Raw genomic sequence first — 26,460 nt, 5'->3', positions numbered from 1 at the left:
ACTCGGTCATTCACCTTGGCGGCCGGAGCCTATAGCGTCCCCTCTGAAATCTGCTCCGGGAAAGCACCATGAGTTCAGCGCAACAGGCCATGATCGATCCGCCCCTGGCGGCCAACGTACAACAACAATTGCAAGCGGCTGTCGCCGGTTTCGATCGCGACCAGCTGTTGTGGTCCAGTGGTTATCTGGCCGGACTTGCAGGCGGGGCGGCGTTGCCGCAAAGCGTACCGGCGGCCACGGTTGTCGCGGAAGTCTGGAATATCTACTACGCCACGGAAACCGGCAACAGTCGTCGGGTGGCGGAATCGCTGGCGGACAAAGCACGGGATGCCGGGCTGACCGTCGAGGTTCAGGATCTGCGCGACGTGAAGCCGAAGTCGCTGGCCCGCGTGAGTCGTGCATTGTTCGTAGTGGCAACGCACGGTGTGGGCGAGCCGCCGGACGGTTGCGAGTTGTTTTTCGAATACTGGTTCGGCAAGCGCGCGCCGTCGCTGGCGGGGCTCAGTTACTCGGTGCTGGCGCTTGGTGATTCCAGTTACGCCGACTTCTGCCTGATGGGGCAGCGTTTTGACGCGCGCCTGGCTGAACTGGGCGCCAATGCCATCTCCGCACGCATCGATTGCGATCTGGACTATGACGCACCGGCGGCCGACTGGGCGCGCTCGGTCATCGATAAAGCGACCGCGGAGACACCACCAGCGGCACCGGCTCGTTTGCGTGCCGTTGAAAACAAGCCGCGTGTTTCCCGCGATCGACCGTATCAGGCAGACATCCTGACCGATCAGATCATTACCGGTCCGGGTTCCAGCAAGGCGGTGCATCACATCGAACTCGATATCGAAGAGGCTGGCGTCAGCTACCTGCCGGGAGACTCGCTCGGCATCATCGCGCAGAACCCACCGCCGCTGGTGGCTGCAGTACTGAAAGCCACCGGCTTGTCGGCAGATGCAACCGTTAATCTTGGCGGCGACGATCTGCCGTTGTCCGAAGTGCTGAGCGCGCACAAGGAAATCAGTGTGCTTAGCAAGCCGCTCCTGAGCCATCTTGCCAACGACCACGCCGGGATTGCCGGTGTGCTGGCTGACCGGGATACGCTCAATCGCTGGTTCAAGACCCGCCAGGTCATCGATGCCCTCAGCGACTATCCGTTGCAGTGGAGTGCGCAGGAGTTTGTCGATCAACTGCGCAGTCTGACGCCGCGGCTCTACTCCATCGCCTCCAGTCCGGATGCGAATCCGGGTGAGGTGCACCTGACGGTGGCGCAGGTTCGTTACCAGCTCTATGGACGCGATCACTGGGGCGCCGCATCAAATTATCTGACCGCCGGGCACGAGTCCGTGCCGGTTTACATTGAACGCAATGACCATTTCCGTCTGCCCGAGGATTCCAGCACCCCGATTGTCATGATTGGTGCCGGCACCGGCGTTGCACCCTATCGGGCCTTTGTCGAGCACCGTCGCGAACTCGGCCACCGTGGCGACAATTGGCTGATCTATGGCGACCGGCACTTCGCCAGCGACTTCCTTTATCAGCTGGAGTGGTTGCGCCACCGGAAGGACGGCATTCTGGCGCGCCTCGACGTCGCCTTCTCGCGCGATCAGGCAAACAAAGTCTACGTGCAACACCGTATCGCCGAGCAGGCCGCGACACTGTGGGCCTGGTTGCAGCGAGGTGCACATGTGTACGTTTGCGGCGATGCCGACTACATGGCGAACGATGTGCACCTGGCCTTGCAGAATGTATTCGAAACGCAGGGCGGGCTAACGCCGGAGCAAGCTATCGAGTCTCTGGCCGAACTGAAGACCGCTGGTCGTTATCAGCGTGACGTGTACTGAGTGACTTTGATGAGCAAAGCAACTACCGAAAAACTAAGCCCGGTTGAGGGTATCAAGCAACGCAGCAACTATTTGCGCGGCACAATTGTTGATGGCCTCGCCGATGACGCGACCGGTGCGTTGTCCGATGACGACATCCAGCTGACCAAGTACCACGGTTTTTACCAGCAGGATGACCGCGACCTGCGTGCGGAACGCCAGCGCCGCAAGCTGGAGCCACTTTACAGTTTTATGATCCGCGTGCGCATGGCCGGTGGTGTTGCAACGGCAAAACAATGGCTGCAGCTCGATGATATTGCAGGCGCGTACTCCAACAACACCTTGCGTTTGACAACCCGGCAGACGTTCCAGTTTCACGCGGTCATCAAACGTAACCTGAAACCGACCATGCGCAGTATCAATGACGCATTGCTGGATACGATTGCGGCCTGCGGTGATGTCAATCGCAATGTGATGTGCACGTCGCTCCCGGAGTTGAGTCCGCTGCATGCGACGGCCTACGCCAAAGCAAAAGAGATCAGTGAACACCTGTTGCCCAAGACCCGTGCTTATCACGAGATCTGGCTCGACGGAAAACGGGTCGAAGGCGGTGAAGACTACGAACCGGTGTACGGCACGACTTATCTGCCCCGTAAATTCAAGATCGGTGTGGTGATTCCGCCGTCAAACGATATCGATATCTTTTCGCAGGACCTGGGTTTCATTGCCATTGAGAAAGACGGCGAGCTGATCGGCTTCAACGTCACTGTGGGTGGCGGTCTTGGCATGACCCACGGCGAGCCGGAAACCTACCCGCGCGTCGCCGATGTCATCGGCTTCTGCACGCCGGAACAGGCGGTAACCGTCGCTGAGCACGTGGTGGCCTTGCAGCGCGATTTTGGTGATCGAACCAATCGCAAACATGCGCGCCTGAAGTACACGATCGATGATCGCGGTCTGGACTGGTTTACGGAAGAATTGTCGCGGCGCCTTGGCTTTGTACTTGCCGCGCCCGCCGGGTTCCGCTTTGACAGTCGTGGCGACCGCTTCGGCTGGCAGCAGGACCTGCAAGGGCTGTGGCATCTGAGCCTGTTCATTCCCGAGGGCCGGGTGCTGGACAACGACCGTGCCCGGGTACGCGCGGGCCTCAGGGCCGTTGCGGCGACCGAGCGTGTTGAATTCCGGGTTACTGCCAATCAAAACCTGATCATCAGCAATATCAAAGCGGATGACAAAGCGCTGATTGAAAAGCTGCTGGCAGAGCACGGCATCGACAAGCTGCAGCACATCACGCCGTTGCGGCAGCAGGCGCTGGCCTGCGTTGCCTTGCCAACCTGTGGGCTGGCCATGGCTGAAGCGGAACGCTACCTCAATGATTTCGTCGGCCAGACGGATGCCTTGCTGGCAAAGAACGGGCTGGCGAACGAACCGATATCGCTGCGTATCACGGGTTGCCCGAATGGCTGCGCGCGCCCTTTTCTGGCAGAGATTGCGTTGGTCGGTCGCGCGCCGGGGTATTACGCCCTGTTTCTGGGTGGCGACCCGTTCGGCTACCGGCTCAATCGGCTGGTGCACGAGAACGCCGATGAGAAAACATTGCTGGCGACACTGGACCACTGGTTCGAACGTTTCGCACGGGAGCGCCAGAATTCAGAGCCGTTTGGCGATTTCGTGCACCGCCTGTTGCCGGCCGGGGAGCAAGCCTGATGCCGGTCTCGACCTGCAAAAAGCAAACCCTCAGTGCCGTTGAGTCCGCGACACAGCGCTACGAGGCGTACGGACCGCGGGCAACCCGCGCCGCATCGCGGGAGTTTTGCAATCGCAAGTTCGCAGGCATGTCGGCGACAGAACGTGTTCGCTGGTCACTGGAGCATTTGCCAGCCAATCACGTGATCTCGTCCAGCTTTGGCGCACAGTCGGCGGTGATGCTGCATTTGCTGACTCGGGAAATGCCGGAGATTCCGGTGGTTATCGTCGATACCGGATACCTGTTTCCGGAAACCTACCGGTTCATCGACGAAATGCAGGCGCGTCTCAATCTGAATCTGCATATCTACCGCGCACCGGTATCACCGGCCTGGCAGGAAGCGCGGCACGGTCAACGCTGGCTGCAAGGCCGTGCAGGCATAGAGGCCTACAACGACGAAGTGAAAGTCGAACCGATGAAACGTGCATTGCGGGACTTGTCGGTGGGCACCTGGTACGCAGGATTACGCCGTTCGCAGTCGAGCAGTCGCGCCGAACAGGCCTTCATCGAATGGGCCGGGGAGCGGGTGAAAGTGCATCCGATCGCCGACTGGACCGATCGCGATGTTTATCAATACCTGCGGGCACATGACTTGCCGTATCACCCGTTATGGGAAAAAGGTTATGTCAGTATTGGCGACCATCACACAACCCGGCGGCTCGCTGAAGCGGGCAGTGTGGAAGATACCCGCTTCTTTGGATTGAAACGGGAATGCGGTTTGCACGAGATCGACCTGAAGTCGGTCTGAGGACGTTGCTCAGGCCGCGACCGACAGGCCTTTCGTGCAGCCGTTGTTCAGCGGCAAAGGAATGTTCTCGGCCAGTGCGTCGACTTCCTGTTGTGAGCCGGCGGTTGCCGCCAGTTCGATGTCGTGCACGGGCCAGTGCGGCGCGAACAGGGAAATAAACTCCCGCATGTAGCCGCGCAATACCCGGTCGCGCGGTATGCCGAGCCAGGTGGTGACTTGCGGAAACAAACCACTGGCAGAAATGGCATTGAGGTCTTTGGTGTCGTCGCATTGCAGCGCCATCGGTGCGATTACACCGACGCCCATGCCCATTCTTACGTAAGTCTTGATCACATCGGCATCGCGGGCAGTGAAGACGACGGTCGGCTCGAGGTCTTCGTCCTTGAACGCGCGCAGGAATGATGACTCGCGGGTCGAGCTGAAGACGTAGGTGATCAGCGGGTGATCGGCGAGTTTCGACAGGGTGATGTCCGCGGCTTCTTTTACCAATGGATGATCTTTCGGCGTCAGCACTATGCGGTCCCAGCGGAAGCACGGCAGCATGTTCATTTCCGGGAACAGTTCGCGGGATTCGGTGGCGATGGCGAAGTCGGCCCGACCCTCGGCAATCAATGCCGCTATCTGTTCGGAGGTGCCCTGGTGCAGCTCGAGATTGACCTTCGGGAAGCGCTCGTGAAATTCGCGAATAACGTCCGGGAGTACGTAGCGGGCCTGCGTGTGGGTGGTCGCAATCGACAAAGTGCCTTCCTGCTCAGCTACCAGATCGCGGCCGAGGCTGCGGATATTGTCCACATCACGGGTGATCTTGCGGGCGTATTCGACGACGGTACGACCGGCCGGGGTCAGGGCGCTGAGGACTTTGCCTTTGCGGGAGAAGAGCTGCACGCCGACCTCCTGCTCAAGCTGCCGCAGTTGTTTGCTGATGCCCGGCTGGCTGGTGAACAGGTGTTCGGCTGCCGCCGTGATATTGAGCCCGTTGTCGACGACTCCCAGCAAATACTTGAGCTGCTTAAGGGTCATGCCTCACTCCTGGCCACGCAGGCCGGTTTGTCGCTGCAAAAAAAAGGCCGCTCATCCATGTCGGTTGAGCGGCCCATAGTTAAATCCGAAATACGACTAGTGCGCGCGCCGGATCGCCGCCTGCAACTTCTGGCAGCAACACATCAGGGGGATCGGGCGAAAGGCAGTCGTTTGTTGCATGCCGGGATATAAACACCCGGAACGAGTGCTGTCAAACAATGCGGTATGCCGGTGCGTTATACCGGCAGTCCTGAATGCTATTTCAGTTGCGCTTACACGGCAGCTAGGGTGACGCGAAGTTACCGGAATGCTGTCATGAATTACCTCCCGCTGTTTGTCGATCTGAAGGATCGCCCTTGCCTCATCGTTGGCGCCGGCGAAGTCGCCGCACGCAAGGCCGCTTTGCTGCTGCGCGCGGGTGCCCGACTGCGGGTGATTGCACCGGCGGCAGGTGCCGGGATTCAAAGGCTGCATGATCTTGGCGAGCTGGTCTTCGAAGCAGCGGCCTTCACGCCCTCGCAGCTTGCCGGGCAGCGGCTGGTCATCGCCGCCACTGACAACCCGGACCTGAACCGCGAGGTCTTCGCTGCCGCACGGGATGCCGACGTGCTGTGCAACGCGGTTGATGATCGCGAACACTGTGACTTCATCTTGCCGGCGATTGTCGATCGTGACCCGGTGCTGGTCGCCTTCAGCACGGGTGGCGAGGCTCCGGTGCTGGCGCAGCGCCTCAAAAGTCAACTGGAGGCCTGGCTGCCCGCACGAATCGGTACGCTGGCACGGCGGGCCGGGCAATGGCGCGGCCTCGTCAAGAAGCGCTTTGCAACCATTGATGCGCGCCGACGTTTCTGGCAGCGGTTCTTCGACGGACCGATTGCCGCCGATCTGCTGGCCGGCCGCGATGGCAAGGCCGAGCGGGCCATGCGCCAGGAACTGATCAGCGGCAAGCCAGAACCGGTGTCCGGCAGTGCCTCGATTGTCGGCGCGGGACCGGGTGACCCGGCACTCATGACCTTGCGCGCGCAACAGCTGCTCAGCAACGCGGACGTCGTGTTGTACGACCGCCTGGTATCGCCATTGATACTGGACATGGCGCGCAAGGAAGCGGTGCTGATTTCGGTCGGTAAAGAGGGTGGCGGGCCGAGCGTTCCGCAGGAGGTCATCACCGATTGGCTGTTGCAACATGTGCGTGACGGCAAACGGGTCTGTCGTTTGAAAGGCGGCGATCCGTTCGTGTTTGGCCGCGGCGGTGAGGAAGCGGCAGCGCTCGCGGCTGCGGACCTGCCATTTGAAATAGTGCCGGGTGTCTCGGCGGCACTCGGTTGCGCGGCCTACAGTGGCATTCCGCTCACCTTGCGTGGCGTTAGTGCCAGCGTCACGTTCGCAACCGCCAGTTTGCAGACTGACGATGACCCGGATTGGGCCGTGCTGGCGAGGCCCGGACAAACCCTGGCTCTCTACATGAGTTTGCAGCGCTTGCAGCATTGCAGTGCTGCGCTGCTTCGCCACGGCTTGCCGGCGTCGACGCCGGCCGCGCTGGTTGCGGAAGGCACAACACCCCGGCAACGTATTGTGCGTGGGACGGTTGCGACCATCGCCGCGCTGGCCACCGGTGTGCCGTCGCCGGCGATCCTGTTCGTTGGCGAGGCCGTGGCCTTAGCCGATAAGTTGAGCTGGTTTGGCGAGAATGGCGGACAAACGGTAGTAACCGGGCGATCAGCGGTGGAGGTTCGACGAACGGCACTGTCGGCATGATGAACGACACCGGCCGCTGTCGGCTGTTCGCATAGACTGACCACTCGTAACACGCCGTGGAGTTGTCATGTCAGACTCGAAAACACCCCAGTTCTGGCCGCTAAGGCCGCCACAACTAAAGCCGGACAGCACCGCACCGACTTCATCCGCATCCGGGCAGAGCGCAGAGTGGCAAGTCAGCGACGAAGACGACTTCGGCACCGACCCGTACAACACGGCGGCGCCGTTTGTCGCTGAGCGCTATCGAAAGTCGTAAACTGCGTGGCTCGTTTTGCCGTCGCGGAGTGTGCGCAGCCAGTGAATTTCGTCGTCGTCCAGCTCGCTATTGATAGTGACCGATTGCTGCGGCTGTATCAGGGCAGCGCCCGGGTAGTGGTGGCCGTTGCCGAGAACGGTCAGACGGTACGATTTCCGGCAAACATCCTGCGCGAGCATGTCAGCCATGACGGCGTGCACGGTCGTTTCCGCATCGAGTTTGCCGCGAACGGCAAATTCTCACGCATGTCTCGCCTCGCCAGCTAACGCGTTATCGGGCTGGCGAAAAGCAGATTGCTGTGCAAACGGCGCGCGTTCAGTCTTCGTCAACTTCCAGCTGACCGGTGAGCCGGCGCCACATGTGCGAGCCTGAGACGCCTATCGTCAGCAGGGCGGCGAGGCAGACGAGGATAATCCAGGTAAGCGACGTAATGGAGTTGGCTGCCAGTAAGCCGAAATCGGTCAATAGCCAGATCAACGCCGCGAAGAATGCACTGCCGAGTACCATGCCGAGTGTGCCCAGTGAGCGAAAACTGGCAACGAGGTATATTGTCCAGCCGATGACCAGTAAGACCAGCACGAACACGTGTGGCGCACCGAGAGTGCTCGCTGCCAGTGCTTCCCTGATCCAGGCGAAAACGGAGTAGCGTGTCGGGTTGTAAGTGGCCATGACCAGAACTAGTGCAGCAATGAAACGCAGGCCGAAACCGGCAATCGTCAGGTCTGATGAGCGGGAGGTCTTGTCGTTATTCTTGTTGGCCATTACAGGCTCCGTGGTATTGCTGGCTTCGGTAATCTACCGGTTTGTTCGCGGCAGGTATTTCAATGACAGGCCAAACGTGACGTCGGGCGCTGTATCCACCCGAATATCTTCGCCCACGTTTATCGCCAGCTGCAAGTGCTCGGTCAGCCCTAGTGTGCCGCCCACGTTCAGCAATACGGCGGGGTCGCCCAGCATTTTGAGTTCGGAATCGTAAGCGGCACTGCGCAGGGTCGCTTGCATCGTCAACGACAAACGGGGCAGCGCTTGCACGCTCAAGCCCGCGGCGGCCTGACCGATTAACGGTTTCGCACGTTCGGCGAGGTGATCCGGTTCGCCAACAAGAATGGCGTACAAGCGGTAAAACGAAGACCAACGCGGGCTGCCGAACAGCGTGTTTCTGTCATGGACGTAGCCGAACGCCAGATCAACATTGCCACTGCCGGTTAATCGTTCACTGCTGCCGGTCGGTAATTTCAGCGCGACCCGGAATGCCGATGCACTGTGTTCGTTGCGTTGCAACTGCCAGCCCGCCAGCAGCCGCAGGTCGCCGACACCGCGCAGGTTTTGCTGATTGTCGAGCAGCAAGTTGCCGTCGTCGGAATAGCGGAAGTCGATTTGATCCTGAGCCACCAGGTCGCGCAGGTTATTCGGAAACCCGAACCAGCTGTGCCAGCGTTCTATGAAGTTGTCCAGCCCACCGGATTCGTGCAGCAGGTACGGCAACTCCAAGCCGAGGCTGAGTCGCTCGGTTACGCCAAACTCCGCCTTGATCGACAAGCGCGTCGTTTCACCGTCGAACTGCAACACCTCCTGTCCTGCCGTGCTTTGGCTCGAATGACTGGCTGTTGCTACGGACCAGTGCCATTCCGCTTGCCCGCGTTGCGTCAGCCAGGCGCTTTCCTCGGCATTCGCGAGGCCGGTCGTCACGATCAGCGGCGAGAGGTCGGCATCGGGCAGCGCTCCGGCGTTGACCGGAGTCGCAAACAGCATACAGCCGGCAAGCAGCAGGCTGCTTGCCGGAAGTACGCGGGCGACCGTATTGATAACGCTGCTACTCAGGCGCGCTGACAGTGATCTTCGAGGACCTGAGCCACGCAGCAGGTCAGGCGCTTGCCGGTTTCTATGTGCAGAAACTCGTTCGGGCCATGAGCATTCGAGTTGGGTCCCAGCAAGCCGGTCACCAGGAATTGTGCGTCGGGGAATTTCTCGCCGAGCATGCCCATGAACGGAATGCTGCCGCCGGTTCCCATGTACATCGACGGCTTGTTGAAATAGTCGTTTGATGCTTTTTGCATGGAGCTGGCCAGCCAGTCGGCAACCGGTGGGGCATTCCAGCCGCCCATGGCGGATTCGACTTTGAAGCTGGTCTTGCTAAACGGCGGTGGGTCCGCATCGAGCACTTTCTTGACCGCGGCGGCGGCCTTGTCCGGTTCGCAGGTGGGCGGCAGGCGGAACGACAATTTAAGTGTGGTTCCCGGCAGCAGCACGTTGCCGGCGTTGCTGATGCTCGGCAGGCCGTCAGCGCCGGTGATACTGAGCGTTGGTCGCCAGGTGTTGTTCAGCAGCAGTTCGTAGGGCGACTCGGCCGGTGTCCCGGAGTCATCAACCCACGGGAACTTCAGGTAGACCGAATCCTGCAAGACCTCGGCAGCCAGTTCAGCCTGCTTGAGGCGGGCAGCGGGTATGTCGCTGTACAACTCATCGACCACAACCTTGCCGCTGTCTTCATCTTCGATACGGCTCAGCAATTTGCGCAGGACCCGAAAGCTCGACGGCACGATGCCGCTGGCGCCGCCTGAGTGCACGCCTTCTGTCAGTACATCAACCTTCAGCGTGCCAACGAGATTGCCGCGCAATGAGGTGGTGCACCAGAACTGATCGTAGTTGCCGCATTCGGCATCGAGGCACACTACGAGACTGGGTTTGCCGATACGGCTTTCCAGTTTTTCGATGTAATGCGGCAAGTCGAAACTGCCGCTTTCTTCGCAGCCCTCTATGACAATGACACAACGCGCGTGCGGTATACCCTGTTCCTGCAGCGCGCGAATGGCCGTCAGCGAGCCGAATACGGCATAGCCATCGTCTGCGCCGCCGCGACCGTACAATTTGCCGTCGCGAATTACCGCTTTCCACGGTTCCAGGCCTTCTTTCCAGCCGCTGAATTCCGGTTGCTTGTCGTAGTGGCCATAGAGCAAGACGTTGTCGTCGATATCGCCCGGAACTTCAATGAACAGCAGCGGCGTGCGACCTTTGATACGCACGACCTCAACCTGCATGCCCTTGATGGGCTGCTCGCGACACCAGGCTTCCAGCATCGCAATGGCGTCGTCCATATAGCCGTGTTTTTCCCAGTCGGGGTCGAAACCCGGCGATTTGTTAGGCACTTCAATGTAACGGCTCAGTTGCGGGATGATGGAGTCGTCCCACATGGCGTTGACAAACTGGCTGGTCTTATTGCGGTCCATAAGGTCGTGTCCTTAGGCAGAATAGGGTGGCGCGGGGCCGGCAGGCGCTGATTGTGACAGACCGCGCAGCGGACTTCAGCCCTGCAACCCGGCAGGAACCGGGCCGGCCGAGAACCCACGCTTGCTGCCGCACTTCGCCATCGGCGCGGAACCGGGGCGACCATATCATTTGAAAGCGTATTCGCGCGGCAATCGCGCCGCCTGAGTGGCAAAATACGCTCACTATGGGACTTGCTTCAGGCAACAGGTTTCGCGCAGCGTCACGATGAACGGTATGGCAAAAGTCGTCTTGCTGGCCGTGCCGATCGGCCTGTTCCTGTGGTTGTTCGACGTCTCGCTCAATCCGGAGTTTGCCTTGCCGGCCGACGTCAAAGTGGCTGACCCAATGCAGGAACAATTGTACGAGCGATGTTTTGCTGCCGAGGATGCGGTCATACACGAACAGGCGTTTGGCACGATCGATAACCCGGATGTGCAGCGCGAGTTCATTTCGATGCACCGCGAAGACGCGCACGCCAGTTGCCGGCAGCGCTACCCGGAGCGGCTGGTGGATGAACACCGCGGGCTGCAGTTCAACCTGATCGATCTGCGCTACCGGTTTGCCGACTAACGACTACTGGCGGCCATCGTAGACCACCTTGCCAGCTACCACGGTCATCAAAGCCTTGCCGTCCAGCAAGCGATGCGGGTCTGCGGCCGCCGTTTGAAACGGGTCTATCGACAACACCGTAATGTCCGCCCATTTACCGGCAGCCAACGTGCCGGTCAGATCCTCGCGCAAGGATGACCGTGCGGGCCAGCTCGTGTACGCGCGCACGGCTTCTTCGATCGACATGTTCTGCGCCGGGTACCAGCCGCCGGGCGGTTCGCCGTCACGGTTCGTGCGGGTCACGGCACAATGCAGGCCGTAGAAAATATCGAAGTCAGTGCCGCTAAGGTCGGAATTGAATATCAGACCCGCGCCGTTTTCACGCAATGTTCGCCACGCGTAGCCGCCCAGGATACGTTGCGGGCCAACCCGCTCTTCGGCCCACGGGCTGTCCTCGACTGCGTGGCCAGGCTCCATCGAGGCAACCAGGTTCAATTCGCCGAAGCGCGCGAAATCATCGGGATGGACGATCTGCGCATGTTCCACCCGATGGCGGAGTCCGCGGGCAGCAGGGTCATCGCGGAGCACACGCTCGTAGAAATTCAGTACCGCACGGTTGCCGCCATCACCTATGGCATGAATACCGGCCTGGAAACCGGCAGCGATGGCTTCGCTGACGGCGTCTTCAGGAAATCCGTAGGCCGAACCGGCAATACCCTTGTGGCCGGGCATGTCTGAGTAATCGTCCAGCATGCTCGCGCCGCGCGAACCAAGCGAGCCGTCGTAATACGCTTTTACGCCGCGTACCTGAAAATAGGCGTTGCGGTCCTGCGTTGGGCCCTTGTTGATCCATTGCTTGAGTAAAGCCATGTTCTCCGGTCGAGCCGCTATCATGCCTTCCACGCGCACCGGCAACTCGCCTGCTTCGGCCAGGGCAAGGTAAGCGGGCATGTAGTCGGCGTAGATGCCGGCGTGATGACCATTGACGTAACCGGCTTCGGCAATTTCATTCAGGCCATGCAGCAACATGCGCTTTTTCTGTTCCAGGGTAGCCTCTGGCATGGCGTCGTAAATCATCGTCTGCGCACGGTTCAGAAACACACCGGTCGGCTCACCGTTGTCGTCTTTGACGATGTCACCGCCCGAGGGCGAATCGGTTGCAGCCGATATGCCGGCAATATCGAGCGCACGTTGATTGACGACGATAGCGAAACCGCGCCGTCCCTTGAGCATGACCGGATGATCCGGCGCTGCTGCATCCAGCGCTGATTTATCGGGTAGTTGATCGGCCCACGCGCCTTCGTCCCAGCCGCCACCGACAACCCATTCGCCGGCAGGCGTTTGCGTTGCTCTCGTACGAACCCGACTGGCCATGTCTTCCATGGTCGTGACGCCGTTCAGGTCGACACGTTCGGCTAACTCACCCAGTTCGTGGAAATGGCCGTGACTCTCAATAAGGCCCGGTATCACTGTGGCACCGGCGAGATCGATAACGGTTGTTGTCGTCCCGGCCAGTTTGCTGATGTCGGTCGCGTTGCCGACGCGTTGCAGCAGTCCGTTCTTCACCGCGATAGCGGTGGCATCCGGTTGCCATTGGCCGTTTGCAAACGGCGCATTGCCGGCGGGATTGCCGTGCGTATCCGGATCATCCCAGTTGAGTGTATAGACGCGCGCATTGGTGAGAATGAGATCCGCCGTCTCATCGGCGTTCACTGTGGACTCGCCTTTGCAGGCAGATAACAGCGCGCCGATCGTGCCAACGACAACCCAGAGAACAATTCTGTTCATGATCAGACCTGACCTTTGCCGGACCCACGACAACTCACTATAGCAGCGCACTGCGGGTCCGGCAGCGCTGCATAGGATTCGAATGAAACCATCAGTGCGGCTTTTCCGCGGCAATTGAATGCTTTTTTTGCCCGTGCTGATTTCGTACAGTGAAAGAAAGGCATGCGCAGGTTGTGCATGAGGGGGGGGACAATGAGTGACAAGGTAACGCGACGAGATTTTCTGAACGGTACGCAAATAGCGATAGGCGCATCAATGGTTGGACCGTGGTCGGAACTGTTGGCGGCGAGTGGTTCGCCGTTCGATCTTTCCAGTGACTACTATCCGCCGGCCAAAACGGGTTTGCGCGGCAGTCACGATGGCGCATGGGAAACCATGCACGCACGAGTGGCCGGTCGCGACTTCAAAGCACCTCGCGCTGATGAGAAGTACGACCTGGTGGTGGTTGGTGCCGGTATCAGCGGCTTGTCCGCCGCGCACTTTTATCGCAAGGAAAAGCCCGACGCGCGGATCCTGGTGCTCGACAATCACGATGACTTCGGTGGGCACGCGAAGCGCAACGAGTTTTCAATCAACGGTAAGACCCGTATTGGCTACGGCGGCACCGAGTCGATCGATACGCCATCGTCGTACAGCCAGGTTGCCAAAGACATGCTGGTCGACGTTGGCATCGACACGCAGAAGTTCTACAAGCTCTATCATCAGGAGCTGTACGCATCCATGGGCCTCAGCAAAGGTATTCTGTTCGACAAGGAAACCTACGGCGAGCAGAAACTCGTTGGTGGCTACAACCGGATTCCATGGCAGGAATTTGCGGCGCAAACGCCGATGAGTGACAAAGCGCGTGCTGACCTGATCCGGGTGTGGACGGACGAGCGTGATTACCTGCCGGGTCTTGGTCGCGACGAGAAAATCGCCAAGCTCAGCAAGATGAGTTACTACGCGTTTCTTCGTGATCTGGTCAAGGTCGATCAGCAGGTGCTGGAAATGTACCGCCGCTGGGGCATGAGTTTCTGGTGTGTAGGGATCGACGAGATTCCGGCGACCTCCGTGCAATCGTACGACGGCGGCATGCCGGGCCTGACGCACACCTTGCCGCGCGTCGGCTATCGCGGCGACGAGCCGTACATTTTTCACTTTCCCGACGGCAACGCGTCGGTTGCGCGCCTGCTCGTGCGGAAACTGATTCCGGATGCTGTGCCGGGTAACACGATGGAAGATGTCGTAACCGCGCGGGTCGATTACTCACGGCTTGATCGCGAATCTCAAGGCACACGCATCAGGCTGAACAGTACGGTCGTCAACGTCCGCCACACGGGTCGCAATGACAATGTCGACGTAACGTATGCGCACGGTAACGAGGTGTACACCGTGCGTGCCGGGCGTTGCATCATGGCGTGTTACAACAGCGTTGTGCCGTATATCTGCCCGGAATTGCCGACTGAGCAGAAAGAAGGCCTGGCCTACAACGTCAAGGTGCCGCTCGTGTACACGAAGGTGCTGGTCCCGAACTGGCGGCCGTTCGCTGAGCTCGGGCTGGATTTCGTGTACTACACCAACGATTTCTTCAAACAGGTTGAACTGGATTACCCGGTGTCCATAGGCAACTACGAGTTCGGCAAGACGCCGGACGATCCGATGGTCCTGCACATGTGCCATGTGCAGCACTTCCCCGACATAAAGGGACCTGAGCAATGGCGAGCCGGACGCCGCCATTTGCTGGGCACGCCGTTCTCAGTCTACGAGGGACACGTTCGCGATCAGCTGGATCAGGCGCTGTCGGGTGCGGGCTTTGATGCCGAGCGCGATATCCACGCCATTACCGTCAACCGCTGGGCGCACGGCTATTCGTACAGCAATGACCTGCTGTGGGAACCGGAGTGGCCTGACCCGAAGCAGACGCCCTGGTACAAGGCACGACAACCGCACGGTCGTATCACGATTGCCAATTCCGATGCCGGCGTGCAAGCGACCACCAACTCCGCCATCACGCAAGGGCATCGCGCCGTAATGGAAGCGTTGCAAGGCTGAGTCTCAAGCTCGCAGGACGTCGGCTGACGTCACGACCGGGCGGCACAGCTTGTGTGCCGCCCGGCTTTTTTCAGGCCGGATAACCGTAAGTGGCTTGCAGTCCGAGTGGCAAGCCTATCGCCCAGTAGAGCAGCAGGAAGATCGTCCACAAGACCAGGAAAGACACGGAGTACGGCAGCATCATGGCGGTCACAGTGCCGATGCCGGTTGATTTCACGTACCGCTGGCAGAACACGACGACCAGCGGGAAGTACGGCATCAGTGGGGTGATGATGTTCGTGCTGGAATCACCGATCCGGTAAGCAGCCTGGGCGAGGTCCGGCGATATACCCAGCTGCATCAACATCGGAACGAAGATGGGCGCGAGCAGCGCCCACTTTGCCGACGCCGAGCCAACAAACAGATTGATAATACCGGTCAGCAAGACGATGCCGGTAATGGTGATACCGCCGGGCAGCGCCAGCTTCTGCAGTATTTCCGCACCTTCCAGTGCCAGCAAAACACCGAGATTGGACTGGCCGAAGGCGTAAATGAATTGCGCGATAAAAAACATGATGACGAGGTAGTAACCCATCCCCGTCATGGCCTTGGTCATGCCGGCAATCATGTCCCGCGAACTCCTGATGCTGCCGGATGACACGCCATAGACGATGCCGGGGAGCAGGAACAGCAGAAATATCAGCGGCACGATGGACTTCATCAATGGCGCAGCGCCGGAGGTCAGTTCACCGTCGGGGGCACGCCATGCTGAGCCGGCCGGCAAGGACGTGGCGATCAGGAGCGCAATACCGAGCAGCATGGCGATCAGAGCGATGCGCAAGCCGCGGCGTTCGTGTACCGCCAGTGGCTCCATGGTCGGCAGATCGGAAACGTCGCCGTCGACGGCCGAGGATTGCAAACGGGGTTCAACCACTTTGTCGGTCAGAAACCAGCCGAGACTCACGATCAGCAACGACGATGCCGTCGTGAAGAAATAGTTATTGAGCGGGTTGAGGACAACGGCCGGATCAAGAATCTGGGCGCCGGCCTGCGATATGCCTTGCAACATGGGGTCAAGCGCGGAGGGCACGAAGTTGGCGGAGAAGCCGCCGGAGACTCCGGCGAAGGCTGCCGCTATACCGGCGAGCGGATGGCGGCCTGCGGCATAAAAGATGATGCCGCCGAGGGGTATCACGAGTACGTAGCCGGCATCCACGGCGGTATGACTGACGATGCCGACCAGTATCACCATTGGCGTCAGCAACCAGCGCGCCGTTACCGCCATCATCGCGCGCAATCCTGCGTTGATGAAGCCGGTGTGTTCTGCGACACCAATGCCGAGCATGGCAACGAGCACCACGCCGACCGGGTGAAAGTGCGTGAAGTTCGTGACCATCACGCTGAAGAACGTGGTCAGCGCATTGCCGGACAGCTGGTTGACAACCCGCAGCGGTTCACCACTACGGGGATCAACAAGATCGAAGCTGATGCCGGACAGCAACCACGACAATACCCAGACGATAAACAGCAGGGCGATAAACAAAACGGCAGGGTCAGGCAGCTTGTTGCCGACACGTTCCACGGCAGCGAGCGCACGCTGGACCACGCTGGACTTGACTGGTTTCGAATCACCCATCGGACATTGCCCCTGCAATTACGGTGTCCGGCAGTCTACCCAATTCAGCCGCCATCGTCCTGTTTGGCCCTGCCAGGACGCTAGTGCCCCATTGAGAGTCCGCGCACGAGCTGCTGCGTCATACGTTCAGTGGTGATGAAATCCCAGCTCCAACCGGCATAGTCGGCGAGCGGGTTCTGGCTCAGAATTTCCTCGGCCGAAGCACCGGCGTCGAGCAGTGCCTGGATACGGTCGCGGGCATCAACCAGCATGTCGCGGGCGCGAACCAGGTCACCGCGATTGGCCAGCGGGCCATGGCCCGGAATAATTCGGGTTTCGGCATCAGCCATTTCGAGCACACGGTTTTGTGCCGCGATGTAGCCCTCGACGCTGCCGCCAGAATCCAGGTCTATGAACGGGAACAGGCCATTAAACATTGCGTCGCCGGTGTGAATGACGTTGGCATCGGCAAAATGAATGATCGCATCACCGTCCGTGTGGGCGTGCTCTACGTGGATCACGCGTGCCTTATGGTTGTTCAGATGGAAGGTCACTTCCTCGGCGAAAGTGAGTTCCGGCAACGCGTCCCTCGCGGCATCCGAGTCCAGCAGGCGCTGGCGGATGCTGTCGTGAGCGACAATCGTCGCGCCATGCTGATGCAAGGCGACGTTGCCACCCAGGTGATCGCCATGTACGTGTGTGTTGATCACAAAATCAACCGGCGCACCACTGACTTCCTGGACGGCCGCGAGCGTCTTGCCGGCAAGCGGCTCAAGGCCATCATCGATCAGCACAACCCCGTCGTCGCCGGTCAGCAGGCCGAGATTGCCGCCGCTGAAACCGCCAACACCTTCCAGCATGAAAAGGCCGGTGCCGAGTTCCGTGGATTTGAACCGGATATCATCCTGCGCAACGGCGGTGACGGCCAGCAGCAGGCCAGCGGCGAAAATGGCGGGAGTTCGGTGGTTCATGGTGTTGCTCCTGGTGCGTGAACGACTAGAGGTTGGCTTGTGGCTATTCAATCTGTTCGGTCCTGTTCGTGCTGTTTTCGCGGCGCGACACAGTTCTCATAACGCGCAAAAAGTAGCGGTCGGCACTGCTCGCTGAGAGCCACATCACAGTGTTGAGACGGACAGCCGTCTGATCATACCAGCATGTCAGTTGCCAGGACCCCACATGACGCCCTACGTCGATAACATCGTGCCATTTCCGCTGAGCCGTCGCCGCGAGCTGCGAAGCTGCCCGCACTGTGGCACCCGGAGTGATGTGTACCGTATTGGGCGGCTGTTGTGGGCTTACTGCGACCTGCACGAGGTTCGCTGGGTTGTCGCTGATTTTCACCAGTCGTCACCCGAGTCGATGGACCGGAAACAACTGCGCAAGGGCCTGGAGTTTCTTTCCGCATTTGTCGAGGTTTCCCGCTGACAGGCGAGCCAGACCGGCGCGACTGGCCCGCTCCCCGTCCTCGCTGACCTGTAAAGCGCGTTTTGCCGCCTGTTTCGGGGCTCAATGCCTGAACAGAGCGTGAGCCGTCGTTCATTGCTGCTCAGGGTTGTTTGGCGTACGGCTACAGGCATGCATAGCCGGACTGGCAGGGCACTGCCTGGGCGGACTGTCACACCGAGCGGGCGAAGCGTCCGGCTCATGCATGCAGTGCTTCCGCAATTCAGCAAGAACCGGGCATCCCGTGCGGGTGCAAGTCGGCAGGCGGGGTTGCTAGTCGAGCCGGCTGTCGATACGAATTTCGTTTTCCAGTGTTCGGTGCACCGGGCATCGATCCGCGATCTCCAGCATCCGTTGGCGCTGCTCCTCGTCGAGATCGCCTTCCAGCGTTATTACCCGTGTGAGTTGATCAACCTTGCCGCTGGTCGATTCGCAATCATCGCAGTCTTCGGCATGAATACGGTCATGTGATACCTCGCAGCTGACGCGTTCAACCGCGAGCTTCTTGTGGCGTGCATACATGTTGAGTGTCATCACCGTGCAAGTGCCTAGCGCGGCGGCCAGATACTTGTACGGGTCGGGACCCAGATCGGAGCCGCCGGCTTTTTCCGGCTCGTCCGCCAGCAGGCTGTGCCGGCCCGCCTGTACCCGGCAGAGAAACTGGTCGTCGGTGCGGCCGTACACAATGGTTTGTTCGGTGGCCGCCGGTTCGTCGATCTGCAAAAAGCGCCGCGACCAGGTGGCAATCACCGCGCCCGCATACTGCGAATCGGCTTCGTCCGATAACAGGTGGTCGGCGTTGTCGAGGCTGACAAAACTCTTCGGGTGCAATGCAGTCGTGAATATTTTCTGCGCGTTGTCGACAGACACAGCCTGATCAACAGGCGAGTGCATCACCAGCAGCGCACGGCGCAGATTGTGCAAACGCTCATCCAGCGTATGGCGACGGGCATCATCGACAAAATCCTTGCGGATACGGAACGGTCTGCCGGCCAGCTGCACTTCCGCCGAGCCCTCCCGTTCAATGGTTTCCAGGTCGTCGCCCAGTTGTTTCAGTACGTGCGCTGCATTGGCCGGTGCTGCCAGCGTTGCGACGGCTTTGACGCTGTCCAGGCGTTCCGCGACAGCAAGTACCGCGGCACCTCCCAATGAATGTCCAACAAGCAGTTGCGGTGCAGCAAGGTTGGCGGACAACCATTCGGCGGCATCTTCCAGGTCATCGAGATTGCTGGAAAACGTGGTGTCGGCAAAGTCGCCGTCGCTTTCACCCAGCCCGGTGAAATCAAAGCGCAACACGGCGAAGCCGACCTCGGCGAGGGAGCGCGAAATGTTCCGCGCTGCCTTGATATTGCGCGAGCAAGTGAAGCAATGCGCGAACAACGCCGTCGTTTGCCACTGACCACCGGGCGGCAGTTCGAGGTTTGCCGTTAAATTCTGACCATTGCGGTTTTGGAACTGGAATTTTGTCATGCGACTCTTCCCGTAAAGCGGTGCTGTGGCGCGGTGTGGTAATCGGAGGTCAGCCGTTGCTGAGCCCGTGTCGGCACGCGCAGGGGTACCGGCATTTTGCCGGGTCGTGGTGCATTCCGTACGGAGAATTACCGGCGTTCGCTGCTGTGCACACTCTATACAGGACCGTCCGCGCATCGCAAGGCGGGGTCGGTTTATCACCATCGCATGGTATAAGAACATCCCCGGATCCTGCTGCGGGTCGATGAGGTGCCAGCATGCGTTTGTACGTTCGAATCTTGCTAATCAGTGCGTTGCTTGGCGGCTGCACGCCGGATGCGGCTGACAGTGAAACCTTGTCGCCGTCTGCCGTGCAGGGCACCGGTTCCGAGAGTCCCTATGTCGGCCAGTTGCTTACCGTGAGCGGCATCGTTAGCGGCGACTTTCAGGATGACGATGCTGACACTGTTCGGTCTCTGGGCGGCTTCTTTCTGCTGAATGACGAACCTGATGGCGATCCGCTGTCGTCCGATGGCGTATTCGTTTTTGACCGCAATGCAGACACGGTTGACGTCGCGCTCGGCAATCGCGTGCAGGTGGCTGGCAAAGTGAGCGAGTATTTCGGCGAGACGCAAATCGTAGCTGAGTCGGTACGGATTGTCGGACGTGGCGAAGTGCGTTACACGTCGCTCAAACTCCCGGTTGCACGGACTGTTCTCAATGACGACAGCATTCCTGTCGCCGATCTGGAAGCGTACGAAGGCATGCCGGTAACATTAGGACACCCACTGTACGTGCAGGACCTGCACGGACTTGAGCGCTACGGCGAGCTGCTGCTGTCGACCGAGCCCCGAGAGATGCAGTTTACCTCCGGCAATCGCCCCGATACCGCCGGCTATCAAGCGCATGGCCTGAAACGTGCTGCGCGCTCACTGTTGCTCGATGACGGCAGTGCCGAGCAAAACCCAAAGCCAATTCAATACGTCAATGGTGATTTCGCGCCGGGTTTTCCATTACGGGTAGGCGATGAGCTGCAAGCGTTGTCCGGTGTGCTGCGCTACAGCCGAGGCAATGGCGGCAACGGCATGCAGGCCTGGCGTTTGCTGCCCGTGACCGAGCCGGTGTTCATCAATCGCAATCCTCGTCCGGCAAGACCGGATGTCGGTGGCGACCTCGTAATAGCGAGTTTCAATGTGCTGAATTACTTCGCTCAGACAGACAGCGGTAAAGCGGTCTGTGGGCCGGTACAAAAAGACGGATGCCGTGGTGCGGATTCGGAGGCGGAGCTTGAGCGGCAACGAGCCAAGACAGCAGCGGCCATCAACGCACTCGACGCGGACATCGTCGGCCTGATGGAGCTGGAAAACTCAGCCGGTGCGTCGCAGGACGACCTGCTGGCGGCTCTGAATCAACGCCAGCCGGGCTGGGCTGCGATACGCACCGGCGTAGTGGGCGGGGATGCCATTCAGGTGGCACTGATCTACCGGTCGGATACGGTGGAAACCGCCGGTGATTTCGCCGTCCTCGATCGCAGCATTGATCCTGGCTTCGACGACAACCGGAACAGACCCGTTGTGGCGCAGAGTTTTCGAGCCAGGCAAGGCGGTGCGGCTTTTACGGTCGCCGTTGCGCACCTCAAGTCCAAGGGTTCGCCTTGCGATACGGACAACGACCCGAACCGCGGTGACGGCCAGGCCAATTGCAATCTAAGTCGCACACGCGCGGCCCAGGCGCTGGTCAACTGGTTGGCCTCGGATCCGACCGGCAGCGGCAATCCGTTCGCGCTGGCGATCGGGGATTTCAACGCCTACATGAAGGAAGACCCGATCAGGGCAATGGAGGAGGGCGGACTGACAAACCTCATTCGCGAGTACGTCGGCGAAGGCGCCTGGTCGCTGGTTTACAGGGGCGAGTCAGGAGCCCTCGATCATGCTTTCGCGACGCCGGCTCTCGCTCCGTATGTCAGCGGTGCCGCTGAATGGCATATCAATGCGGATGAGGCCCCGCTGTACGACTACAACCTCGAGTTTGCTCGCGACCCGGCCTTGTTCGAGCCGGATACCCCCTGGCGCGCCGCCGATCATGACCCGTTGCTGATCGGTCTGCGGCTGCCGGCGGAATAGGCGGTTGCCGTTCAGTGGCCAGAATGTCAGTCTAGTCGCGCCGGGCAAGGCGCACATTTCTGCGGGGGGATGAACATGGCAACGGCTGAACTGGTGCGGTGGGATACCGTACCGCTGGAAACGGTCAATCCGATGATGCAACGACGCATTATCACCGGCGAGCTGATGACGCTTGCCCGAATCTGGTTCAAGGACGGCTTTCTTGTGCCGCGCCACAGTCATCACAATGAGCAGATCACGCAGGTCGTTGCCGGTGTCATGCGCTTTAGCTTCGGTGCCGATGGCGCTGACGTTCGCGACGTCGGCCCGGGTGAAGTCGTCGTTATTCCGGCAAACCTTCCGCACGAAGCGCTGTGCATCGGCGATGTCGAAGAGATCGACATGTGGGCACCACGTCGTGATGACTGGCTGAACAAGAGTGACACCTATTTACGAGGTTGAACGACATTCTGTCGGCCGGATAAGCGCAGATGCGTTTTGGTTCAGCCTGTTGACTTACTACTCAAGGGTTTGTGCATGACTAAACTGTTTTCCATCGCTGCTACGTTTGTTTTCGCACTGGGTGTCGCCAACGCGGCGCCCGGCAGTTTCACGTCCGAAGATGTCTTTGACCTTGAGTACGCGAACAATCCCCTGATTTCGCCGGACGGCACGCAACTGGTGTACGAGCGTCGCTCGAACGACATCATGTCGGATTCCACGCGCTCGAATCTCTGGTTGATCGACATTGCCAGTGGTGAACAGCGACCACTGTTGTCCGGCATTGAGAGCGCCAGTTCACCGTTGTGGTCGCCGGATGGCCGCCGTATCGCGTGGTTGCGCGGCACCAGGCACGGTACCGGCATTTACGTGCATTGGTTGCAGAGCAACCGGACGGCACTGTTGACGACGTTGCGGGAAAGCCCTTCGGCCCTGAGCTGGTCACCGGATGGCCGTTTGCTCGCCTTTGTCATGCCGGTCAAGAAGGACACCCAGGCGCTCGCCAAACCGCCGGCGAAACCGGAAGGCGCTGAGTGGTCGGAACCGGTCAAAGCGATCGACAGTGTCACTTACCGGCGCGACGGTGAGGGCTTTATCGAACCCGCGCATGACCATGTGTTCGTGGTTCCGGCTGATGGCGGCACACCGCGGCAACTAAGCAGTGGGGACTTCAATCACACGGGACCGTTGTCGTGGTCGCCGGGCAGTGATCGCATCTTTTTTTCAGCAAACCGCAATCCCGACTGGGAGTTCGAGCCTTTGGAGGGAGACCTCTGGTCCGTGACGCTGGCTGACGGGGAGCTGCAACAAGTCACCGATCGGGCGGGCGATGAATCGGCACCGCAGTTGTCGCCGGATGGCCGGCGCATTGCCTATTTGTACCAGCACAGCGAGCGGGTGCCGTACCGCAATACGGTCCTGCATGTCATGGATCTGGATGGCGGCAATGACAGGGCCGTTACAGGGCGGCTCGATCGCTCGGTCAACAGTGCGGTGTGGGCGGCCAACGGGCGGAGTCTCGTCATCAGCTACGACGATCGCGGCGCAAGAATACTGGCGCGCGTATCGCTCGATGGCGAGGTGACAGCCATCGCCAGCGATCTCGGCGGGACCACGCTCGGCAGGCCTTACACCAGCGGTGCCTATTCAATGTCGGACAATGGCACGATCGTCTATACCCGCGGCACAGCGTACCGGCCGGCGGACGTGGCCGTAGTGACGCGCCGCGGTCCGCGAATACTGACTGCATTGAATGATGACTTGCTGGCCAACCGCAATCTGGCTGAGGTGCATGAGATCAACTATGCGTCGTCCTTTGACGATCAACAGATTCAAGGCTGGTACCTGACGCCACCGGATTTCGATCCGGCGAAAAAATACCCGCTGATACTGGAAATTCACGGCGGCCCGCACCTGGTGTACGGGCCGCAATTTTCGGCCGAGATGCAACGTTTCGCGGCGGAAGGCTACGTGGTTTTTTACGACAATCACCGCGGCAGCTCGTCGTACGGCGAAGACTTTGGTTTGCTGTTGCAGTACAAATACTCGAGCGAAGAGGACTTTGCCGATCACATGTCGGGCATCGACGCGCTGATCGAGCGGGGCTTCATTGATCCTGACAACCTGTTCATTACCGGCGGCTCCGCTGGCGGCATCGCCAGTGCTTATGCAATTGGACTTACCGATCGCTTTCGAGCGGCGGCGGTTGCGAAGCCGGTGATCAACTGGGTATCCAAGACGTTGACGGCCGACTCGTCGATCTACCAGATTCAATACCAGTTTCCGGGCATGCCCTGGGAAGAGCCGGAACACTACTGGCAGCGTTCGCCGCTGTCGCTGGTTGGCAATGTGAATACACCAACGTTGCTCCTGACCGGCGAGGAAGATCAGCGAACACCTATCTCGGAAACTGAACAGTTCTATCAGGCGCTGAAGCTGAGAAAGGTGGATGCCATGATGATTCGCGTGCCGGGCTCGCCGCACGGTATCGCGGGCAAGCCATCGCGGTTGATTGCGAAAGTCGACAACATCCTTGCCTGGTTTGCACGCTACCGCAGTGACCGAAACGGGAGTGCCCAATAGTCATGATGACCACCAGGATTACGGCGCGCGCGCTCTGCGTGAGCCTGACTGCCTTCGTATTGATGTCTGGTTGTCAGCCCGCTGCAGAACCCTTTTTGCCGCAGTACGGCTCTATAGATATCTTGATCGAAGACGCGCAAGTCATAGATGGCAGCGGCACGGCTGCCGTGGCAGCGGATGTTGTGGTCGTTGGCGACACGATTGTTTTCGTTGGCGATGCTGCGTTCGCTGCCAAGGACCCGCGTATCGTGCGCCGCATTGACGCCGGCGGTCGCGTACTCGCACCGGGATTCATCGACCTGCATTCGCACGGCAATCCGCTCGAGACTCCCGAGATGGAAAACTTCCTCGCCATGGGTGTCACGACAATCTCGCTGGGACAGGATGGCAGCAGCCCCGATGTTGAGGAGCTCAGCGTCTGGCTCAATGAAGTCGACCAGAAACGCATGGGCACCAACCTAGCGATGTTCATCGGTCACGGCACGTTGCGCGAGCGCGCTGGCGCGGGCCGCAACCCGTGGCCAGAGCCGGAACAGATGGCGCGCATGCTCAAGATGCTGGAGGCGGCCATGCCGCACACGTTCGGCATGACCACAGGGTTGGAATACAACCCGGGACTTAGCGCGAGCGAGGAAGAGCTGGTGGTGTTGGCGCAGGTCGTCGGCAAGTACGACCGCGTGATCATGAGCCACATGCGCAATGAAGATGACGATCAGCTGGAGAATTCCATCGCCGAACTGCTGGAGCAGGGACGTCATGCACGGGTGCACATTTCGCACCTGAAGTCCGTGTACGGCAAAGGCAGTGCGCGAGCCGCCGAGATTCTTGGCATCATCGAAGCGGCACGTGCGGACGGCATTGATGTCACCGCCGACATGTACCCGTACACCGCCAGCTACACCGGGATAGGCATCGTCTTCCCGGTCTGGGCGAAGACCCGTGAGCAGTTTGAGTTTGCCAAAGCCGACCGTCGTGAAGAACTCGAGGAATACCTGCGCAATCGGGTGGCAGCAAGAAACGGGCCGGAGTCGACCTTGTTGGGCACTGATCCGTGGACCGGCAAGACGCTGGCTGAATTGTCCTTCGAACTGGAGTTGCCGTTTGAGGACGTGCTGATCGACATCATCGGGCCGAACGGCGCTTCCGGCGCGTATTTCGTCATGAACGAAGAGCTGCAAACGAGCTTGCTGGACAGTCCGTGGGTTGGTGTCTGTTCGGACGGCAGTCCGACCGGGTTTCATCCGCGTGGCCACGGTACGTTCGCCAAAATCATCGAAGACTATGTTTTGCAGAACGAGGTTCTGACACTCGAAGAGGCGGTGGCCAAAATGACTTCGTTTCCCGCTCGCTTGCTCAAGATCACGGATCGCGGACTGATTGCGGAAGGCAAGCGTGCCGACCTGATCCTGTTCGATCCACAGAATGTGCATGCCCGAGCAACCTATCCGGAGCCACTGCAACTGGCGGAAGGTTTTGACCTGGTGCTGGTCAACGGTGTGGTCGCGCGGGAGAACGGCAAGCTCGCCGGTGTTCGCGCCGGCCGCGTCCTGAAGCCCGAAAGCACATGAAATCTGCCCGCGTCGAGGCCACGACGATAGCTCACTGGCTTAACAGTGAGCAGCTGCGCCCCGCTGCGGTTATCAGCGATATTGGCGCTTCGATCGTGCTTGATCTCAGCGCGGGTAGCGTGGCGCTCGGGCAGTCACTGGACGGTCTGGATGTACAACGCTTCAGCGAACTGGTCGATGCTTTTATGCAACGCAACAACGCCACTCGTGCTTACGGGCGTTGGGGCGAACACCGTGCGTTGTACAACAACGATAACTTTGCCGGCAATGGCGAGGAGCGGCGCACGGTACACATGGGCATCGATGTGTTTTGCGCAGCGGGCACGCCGGTTTGCACGCCACTGGACGGCGTGGTCGAAATCGTTGCCAACAATACGGCTGAACTTGACTACGGACCGTTGCTGGTAATTCGGCATGCAACGCCGGAGGGCGAGCCATTTTTTACGCTGTACGGTCACCTGGGGCCGGAATGCCTCGCTACCTGTGTGCCTGGGCAGAGACTAACGGCAGGGCAATCAATAGCCACTGTCGGCGCACCGCCGGGCAACGGCAACTGGCCGCCGCACCTGCACTTTCAACTGGTACTGGACTTGCTGGGCCTTGGCAAAGACTTTCCGGGAGTGGCCTGCGCCAGCGAACAGGCGTACTGGCTCGGGCTGTCACCCAATCCGGCGTGTTTTTTTCCGGCGGTGTCGGCCGTCGCGCTCGATGGTCGCAAAAAACAATAAAGGCGCGTGACTGAATCG

22 protein-coding genes are annotated in these 26,460 nt (G+C 59.8%); 14 read left to right on the top strand and 8 right to left on the bottom strand.

The features are described from left to right. Positions 1-68: 68 nt before the first annotated feature. From BA177_RS13560 to BA177_RS13550, 3 genes are read left to right on the top strand one after another with little or no spacing between them, the layout of a single operon-like run. Positions 69-1,835: a diflavin oxidoreductase gene (locus tag BA177_RS13560; RefSeq protein ID WP_068617074.1), complete on the top strand. Its 1,767-nt coding sequence runs from the start codon at positions 69-71 to the stop codon at positions 1,833-1,835. Positions 1,836-1,844: 9 nt separating this feature from the next. After that, positions 1,845-3,521, top strand: coding sequence for an assimilatory sulfite reductase (NADPH) hemoprotein subunit (cysI, locus tag BA177_RS13555; RefSeq protein ID WP_068617072.1), 1,677 nt, complete (start codon positions 1,845-1,847; stop codon positions 3,519-3,521). After that, positions 3,521-4,309, top strand: a complete 789-nt coding sequence (locus BA177_RS13550) for a phosphoadenylyl-sulfate reductase (protein WP_082990113.1) — start codon at positions 3,521-3,523, stop codon at positions 4,307-4,309. The genes cysI and BA177_RS13550 overlap by 1 nt, the downstream gene beginning before the upstream one ends. Before the next feature lie 9 nt (positions 4,310-4,318). Here BA177_RS13550 and BA177_RS13545 read toward each other — a convergent pair whose 3' ends face one another. After that, on the bottom strand, positions 4,319-5,329 hold the full coding sequence (locus tag BA177_RS13545) for a LysR substrate-binding domain-containing protein (RefSeq protein WP_068617070.1): 1,011 nt from the start codon (positions 5,327-5,329) through the stop codon (positions 4,319-4,321). 315 nt (positions 5,330-5,644) lie between these two features. Here BA177_RS13545 and cysG point away from each other — a divergent pair, with 315 nt between their 5' ends. From cysG to BA177_RS13535, 3 genes are all read left to right on the top strand, one after another. Then, positions 5,645-7,084 (top strand): siroheme synthase CysG, encoded by a 1,440-nt coding sequence (gene cysG, locus BA177_RS13540; protein ID WP_068617068.1) that lies wholly within the window; start codon positions 5,645-5,647, stop codon positions 7,082-7,084. Between the two features lie 67 nt (positions 7,085-7,151). After that, positions 7,152-7,340, top strand: a complete 189-nt coding sequence (locus BA177_RS18660; protein WP_156762831.1) for a hypothetical protein — start codon at positions 7,152-7,154, stop codon at positions 7,338-7,340. A gap of 41 nt (positions 7,341-7,381) precedes the next feature. Then, a complete protein-coding gene (locus BA177_RS13535; protein ID WP_068617066.1) occupies positions 7,382-7,606 on the top strand; it encodes a DUF2835 domain-containing protein in 225 nt (74 codons plus the stop codon). Positions 7,607-7,655: 49 nt separating this feature from the next. On the opposite strand, the gene BA177_RS13530 is transcribed toward BA177_RS13535, so the two are convergent. The 3 genes from BA177_RS13530 to BA177_RS13520 all read right to left on the bottom strand — a co-directional run bounded on the left by BA177_RS13530 (position 7,656) and on the right by BA177_RS13520 (position 10,567). Continuing rightward, positions 7,656-8,102, bottom strand: coding sequence for a DUF6524 family protein (locus tag BA177_RS13530; protein WP_068617064.1), 447 nt, complete (start codon positions 8,100-8,102; stop codon positions 7,656-7,658). Positions 8,103-8,135: 33 nt separating this feature from the next. Further along, positions 8,136-9,092, bottom strand: a complete 957-nt coding sequence (locus tag BA177_RS13525) for a DUF3187 family protein (protein WP_068617062.1) — start codon at positions 9,090-9,092, stop codon at positions 8,136-8,138. A gap of 65 nt (positions 9,093-9,157) precedes the next feature. Continuing rightward, positions 9,158-10,567 carry a M20 family metallopeptidase gene (locus tag BA177_RS13520; RefSeq protein ID WP_068617060.1) on the bottom strand — a complete coding sequence of 470 codons (1,410 nt, stop codon included), beginning with the start codon at positions 10,565-10,567 and terminating at the stop codon, positions 9,158-9,160. 265 nt (positions 10,568-10,832) lie between these two features. Between BA177_RS13520 and BA177_RS13515 the strand changes: the two genes are divergently transcribed. Next, positions 10,833-11,177 carry a hypothetical protein gene (locus BA177_RS13515; RefSeq protein ID WP_068617058.1) on the top strand — a complete coding sequence of 115 codons (345 nt, stop codon included), beginning with the start codon at positions 10,833-10,835 and terminating at the stop codon, positions 11,175-11,177. A gap of 3 nt (positions 11,178-11,180) precedes the next feature. On the opposite strand, the gene BA177_RS13510 is transcribed toward BA177_RS13515, so the two are convergent. Next, positions 11,181-12,944, bottom strand: a complete 1,764-nt coding sequence (locus BA177_RS13510) for an amidohydrolase (protein WP_068617056.1) — start codon at positions 12,942-12,944, stop codon at positions 11,181-11,183. Between the two features lie 192 nt (positions 12,945-13,136). Here BA177_RS13510 and BA177_RS13505 point away from each other — a divergent pair, with 192 nt between their 5' ends. Next, positions 13,137-14,975, top strand: coding sequence for an NAD(P)/FAD-dependent oxidoreductase (locus BA177_RS13505; RefSeq protein WP_068617054.1), 1,839 nt, complete (start codon positions 13,137-13,139; stop codon positions 14,973-14,975). 70 nt (positions 14,976-15,045) lie between these two features. On the opposite strand, the gene BA177_RS13500 is transcribed toward BA177_RS13505, so the two are convergent. Together BA177_RS13500 and BA177_RS13495 are read right to left on the bottom strand one after the other, a co-directional pair. Then, positions 15,046-16,590: an AbgT family transporter gene (locus BA177_RS13500; RefSeq protein ID WP_068617052.1), complete on the bottom strand. Its 1,545-nt coding sequence runs from the start codon at positions 16,588-16,590 to the stop codon at positions 15,046-15,048. A gap of 80 nt (positions 16,591-16,670) precedes the next feature. Next, positions 16,671-17,540: an MBL fold metallo-hydrolase gene (locus tag BA177_RS13495; RefSeq protein WP_068617050.1), complete on the bottom strand. Its 870-nt coding sequence runs from the start codon at positions 17,538-17,540 to the stop codon at positions 16,671-16,673. A gap of 205 nt (positions 17,541-17,745) precedes the next feature. On the opposite strand from BA177_RS13495, the gene BA177_RS13490 reads away from it, so the two are divergent. Continuing rightward, positions 17,746-17,994: a hypothetical protein gene (locus BA177_RS13490; RefSeq protein ID WP_068617048.1), complete on the top strand. Its 249-nt coding sequence runs from the start codon at positions 17,746-17,748 to the stop codon at positions 17,992-17,994. 291 nt (positions 17,995-18,285) lie between these two features. On the opposite strand, the gene BA177_RS13485 is transcribed toward BA177_RS13490, so the two are convergent. Further along, the gene (locus BA177_RS13485; RefSeq protein WP_068617047.1) at positions 18,286-19,482 is read right to left on the bottom strand and encodes a bifunctional alpha/beta hydrolase/OsmC family protein; all 1,197 of its coding nucleotides are present in this window, start codon (positions 19,480-19,482) and stop codon (positions 18,286-18,288) included. A 257-nt stretch (positions 19,483-19,739) separates the two neighbouring features. On the opposite strand from BA177_RS13485, the gene BA177_RS13480 reads away from it, so the two are divergent. The 5 genes from BA177_RS13480 to BA177_RS13460 all read left to right on the top strand — a co-directional run bounded on the left by BA177_RS13480 (position 19,740) and on the right by BA177_RS13460 (position 26,442). Next, positions 19,740-21,584 carry an ExeM/NucH family extracellular endonuclease gene (locus BA177_RS13480; protein ID WP_068617045.1) on the top strand — a complete coding sequence of 615 codons (1,845 nt, stop codon included), beginning with the start codon at positions 19,740-19,742 and terminating at the stop codon, positions 21,582-21,584. A gap of 75 nt (positions 21,585-21,659) precedes the next feature. Next, positions 21,660-22,025, top strand: coding sequence for a cupin domain-containing protein (locus BA177_RS13475; protein WP_068619375.1), 366 nt, complete (start codon positions 21,660-21,662; stop codon positions 22,023-22,025). A 75-nt stretch (positions 22,026-22,100) separates the two neighbouring features. Continuing rightward, positions 22,101-24,146: a S9 family peptidase gene (locus tag BA177_RS13470; protein WP_068617043.1), complete on the top strand. Its 2,046-nt coding sequence runs from the start codon at positions 22,101-22,103 to the stop codon at positions 24,144-24,146. A gap of 2 nt (positions 24,147-24,148) precedes the next feature. Next, positions 24,149-25,714, top strand: a complete 1,566-nt coding sequence (locus BA177_RS13465; RefSeq protein ID WP_197493047.1) for an N-acyl-D-amino-acid deacylase family protein — start codon at positions 24,149-24,151, stop codon at positions 25,712-25,714. Then, the gene (locus BA177_RS13460) at positions 25,711-26,442 is read left to right on the top strand and encodes a peptidoglycan DD-metalloendopeptidase family protein (protein ID WP_082990109.1); all 732 of its coding nucleotides are present in this window, start codon (positions 25,711-25,713) and stop codon (positions 26,440-26,442) included. The genes BA177_RS13465 and BA177_RS13460 overlap by 4 nt, the downstream gene beginning before the upstream one ends. Positions 26,443-26,460 lie beyond the last annotated feature (18 nt).

The organism is Woeseia oceani (genome assembly GCF_001677435.1).
Classification (GTDB): domain Bacteria; phylum Pseudomonadota; class Gammaproteobacteria; order Steroidobacterales; family Woeseiaceae; genus Woeseia; species Woeseia oceani.
The sequence above is the reverse complement of the archived record's forward strand: the minus strand, read 5'-3'. Positions and strand labels throughout refer to the sequence as shown.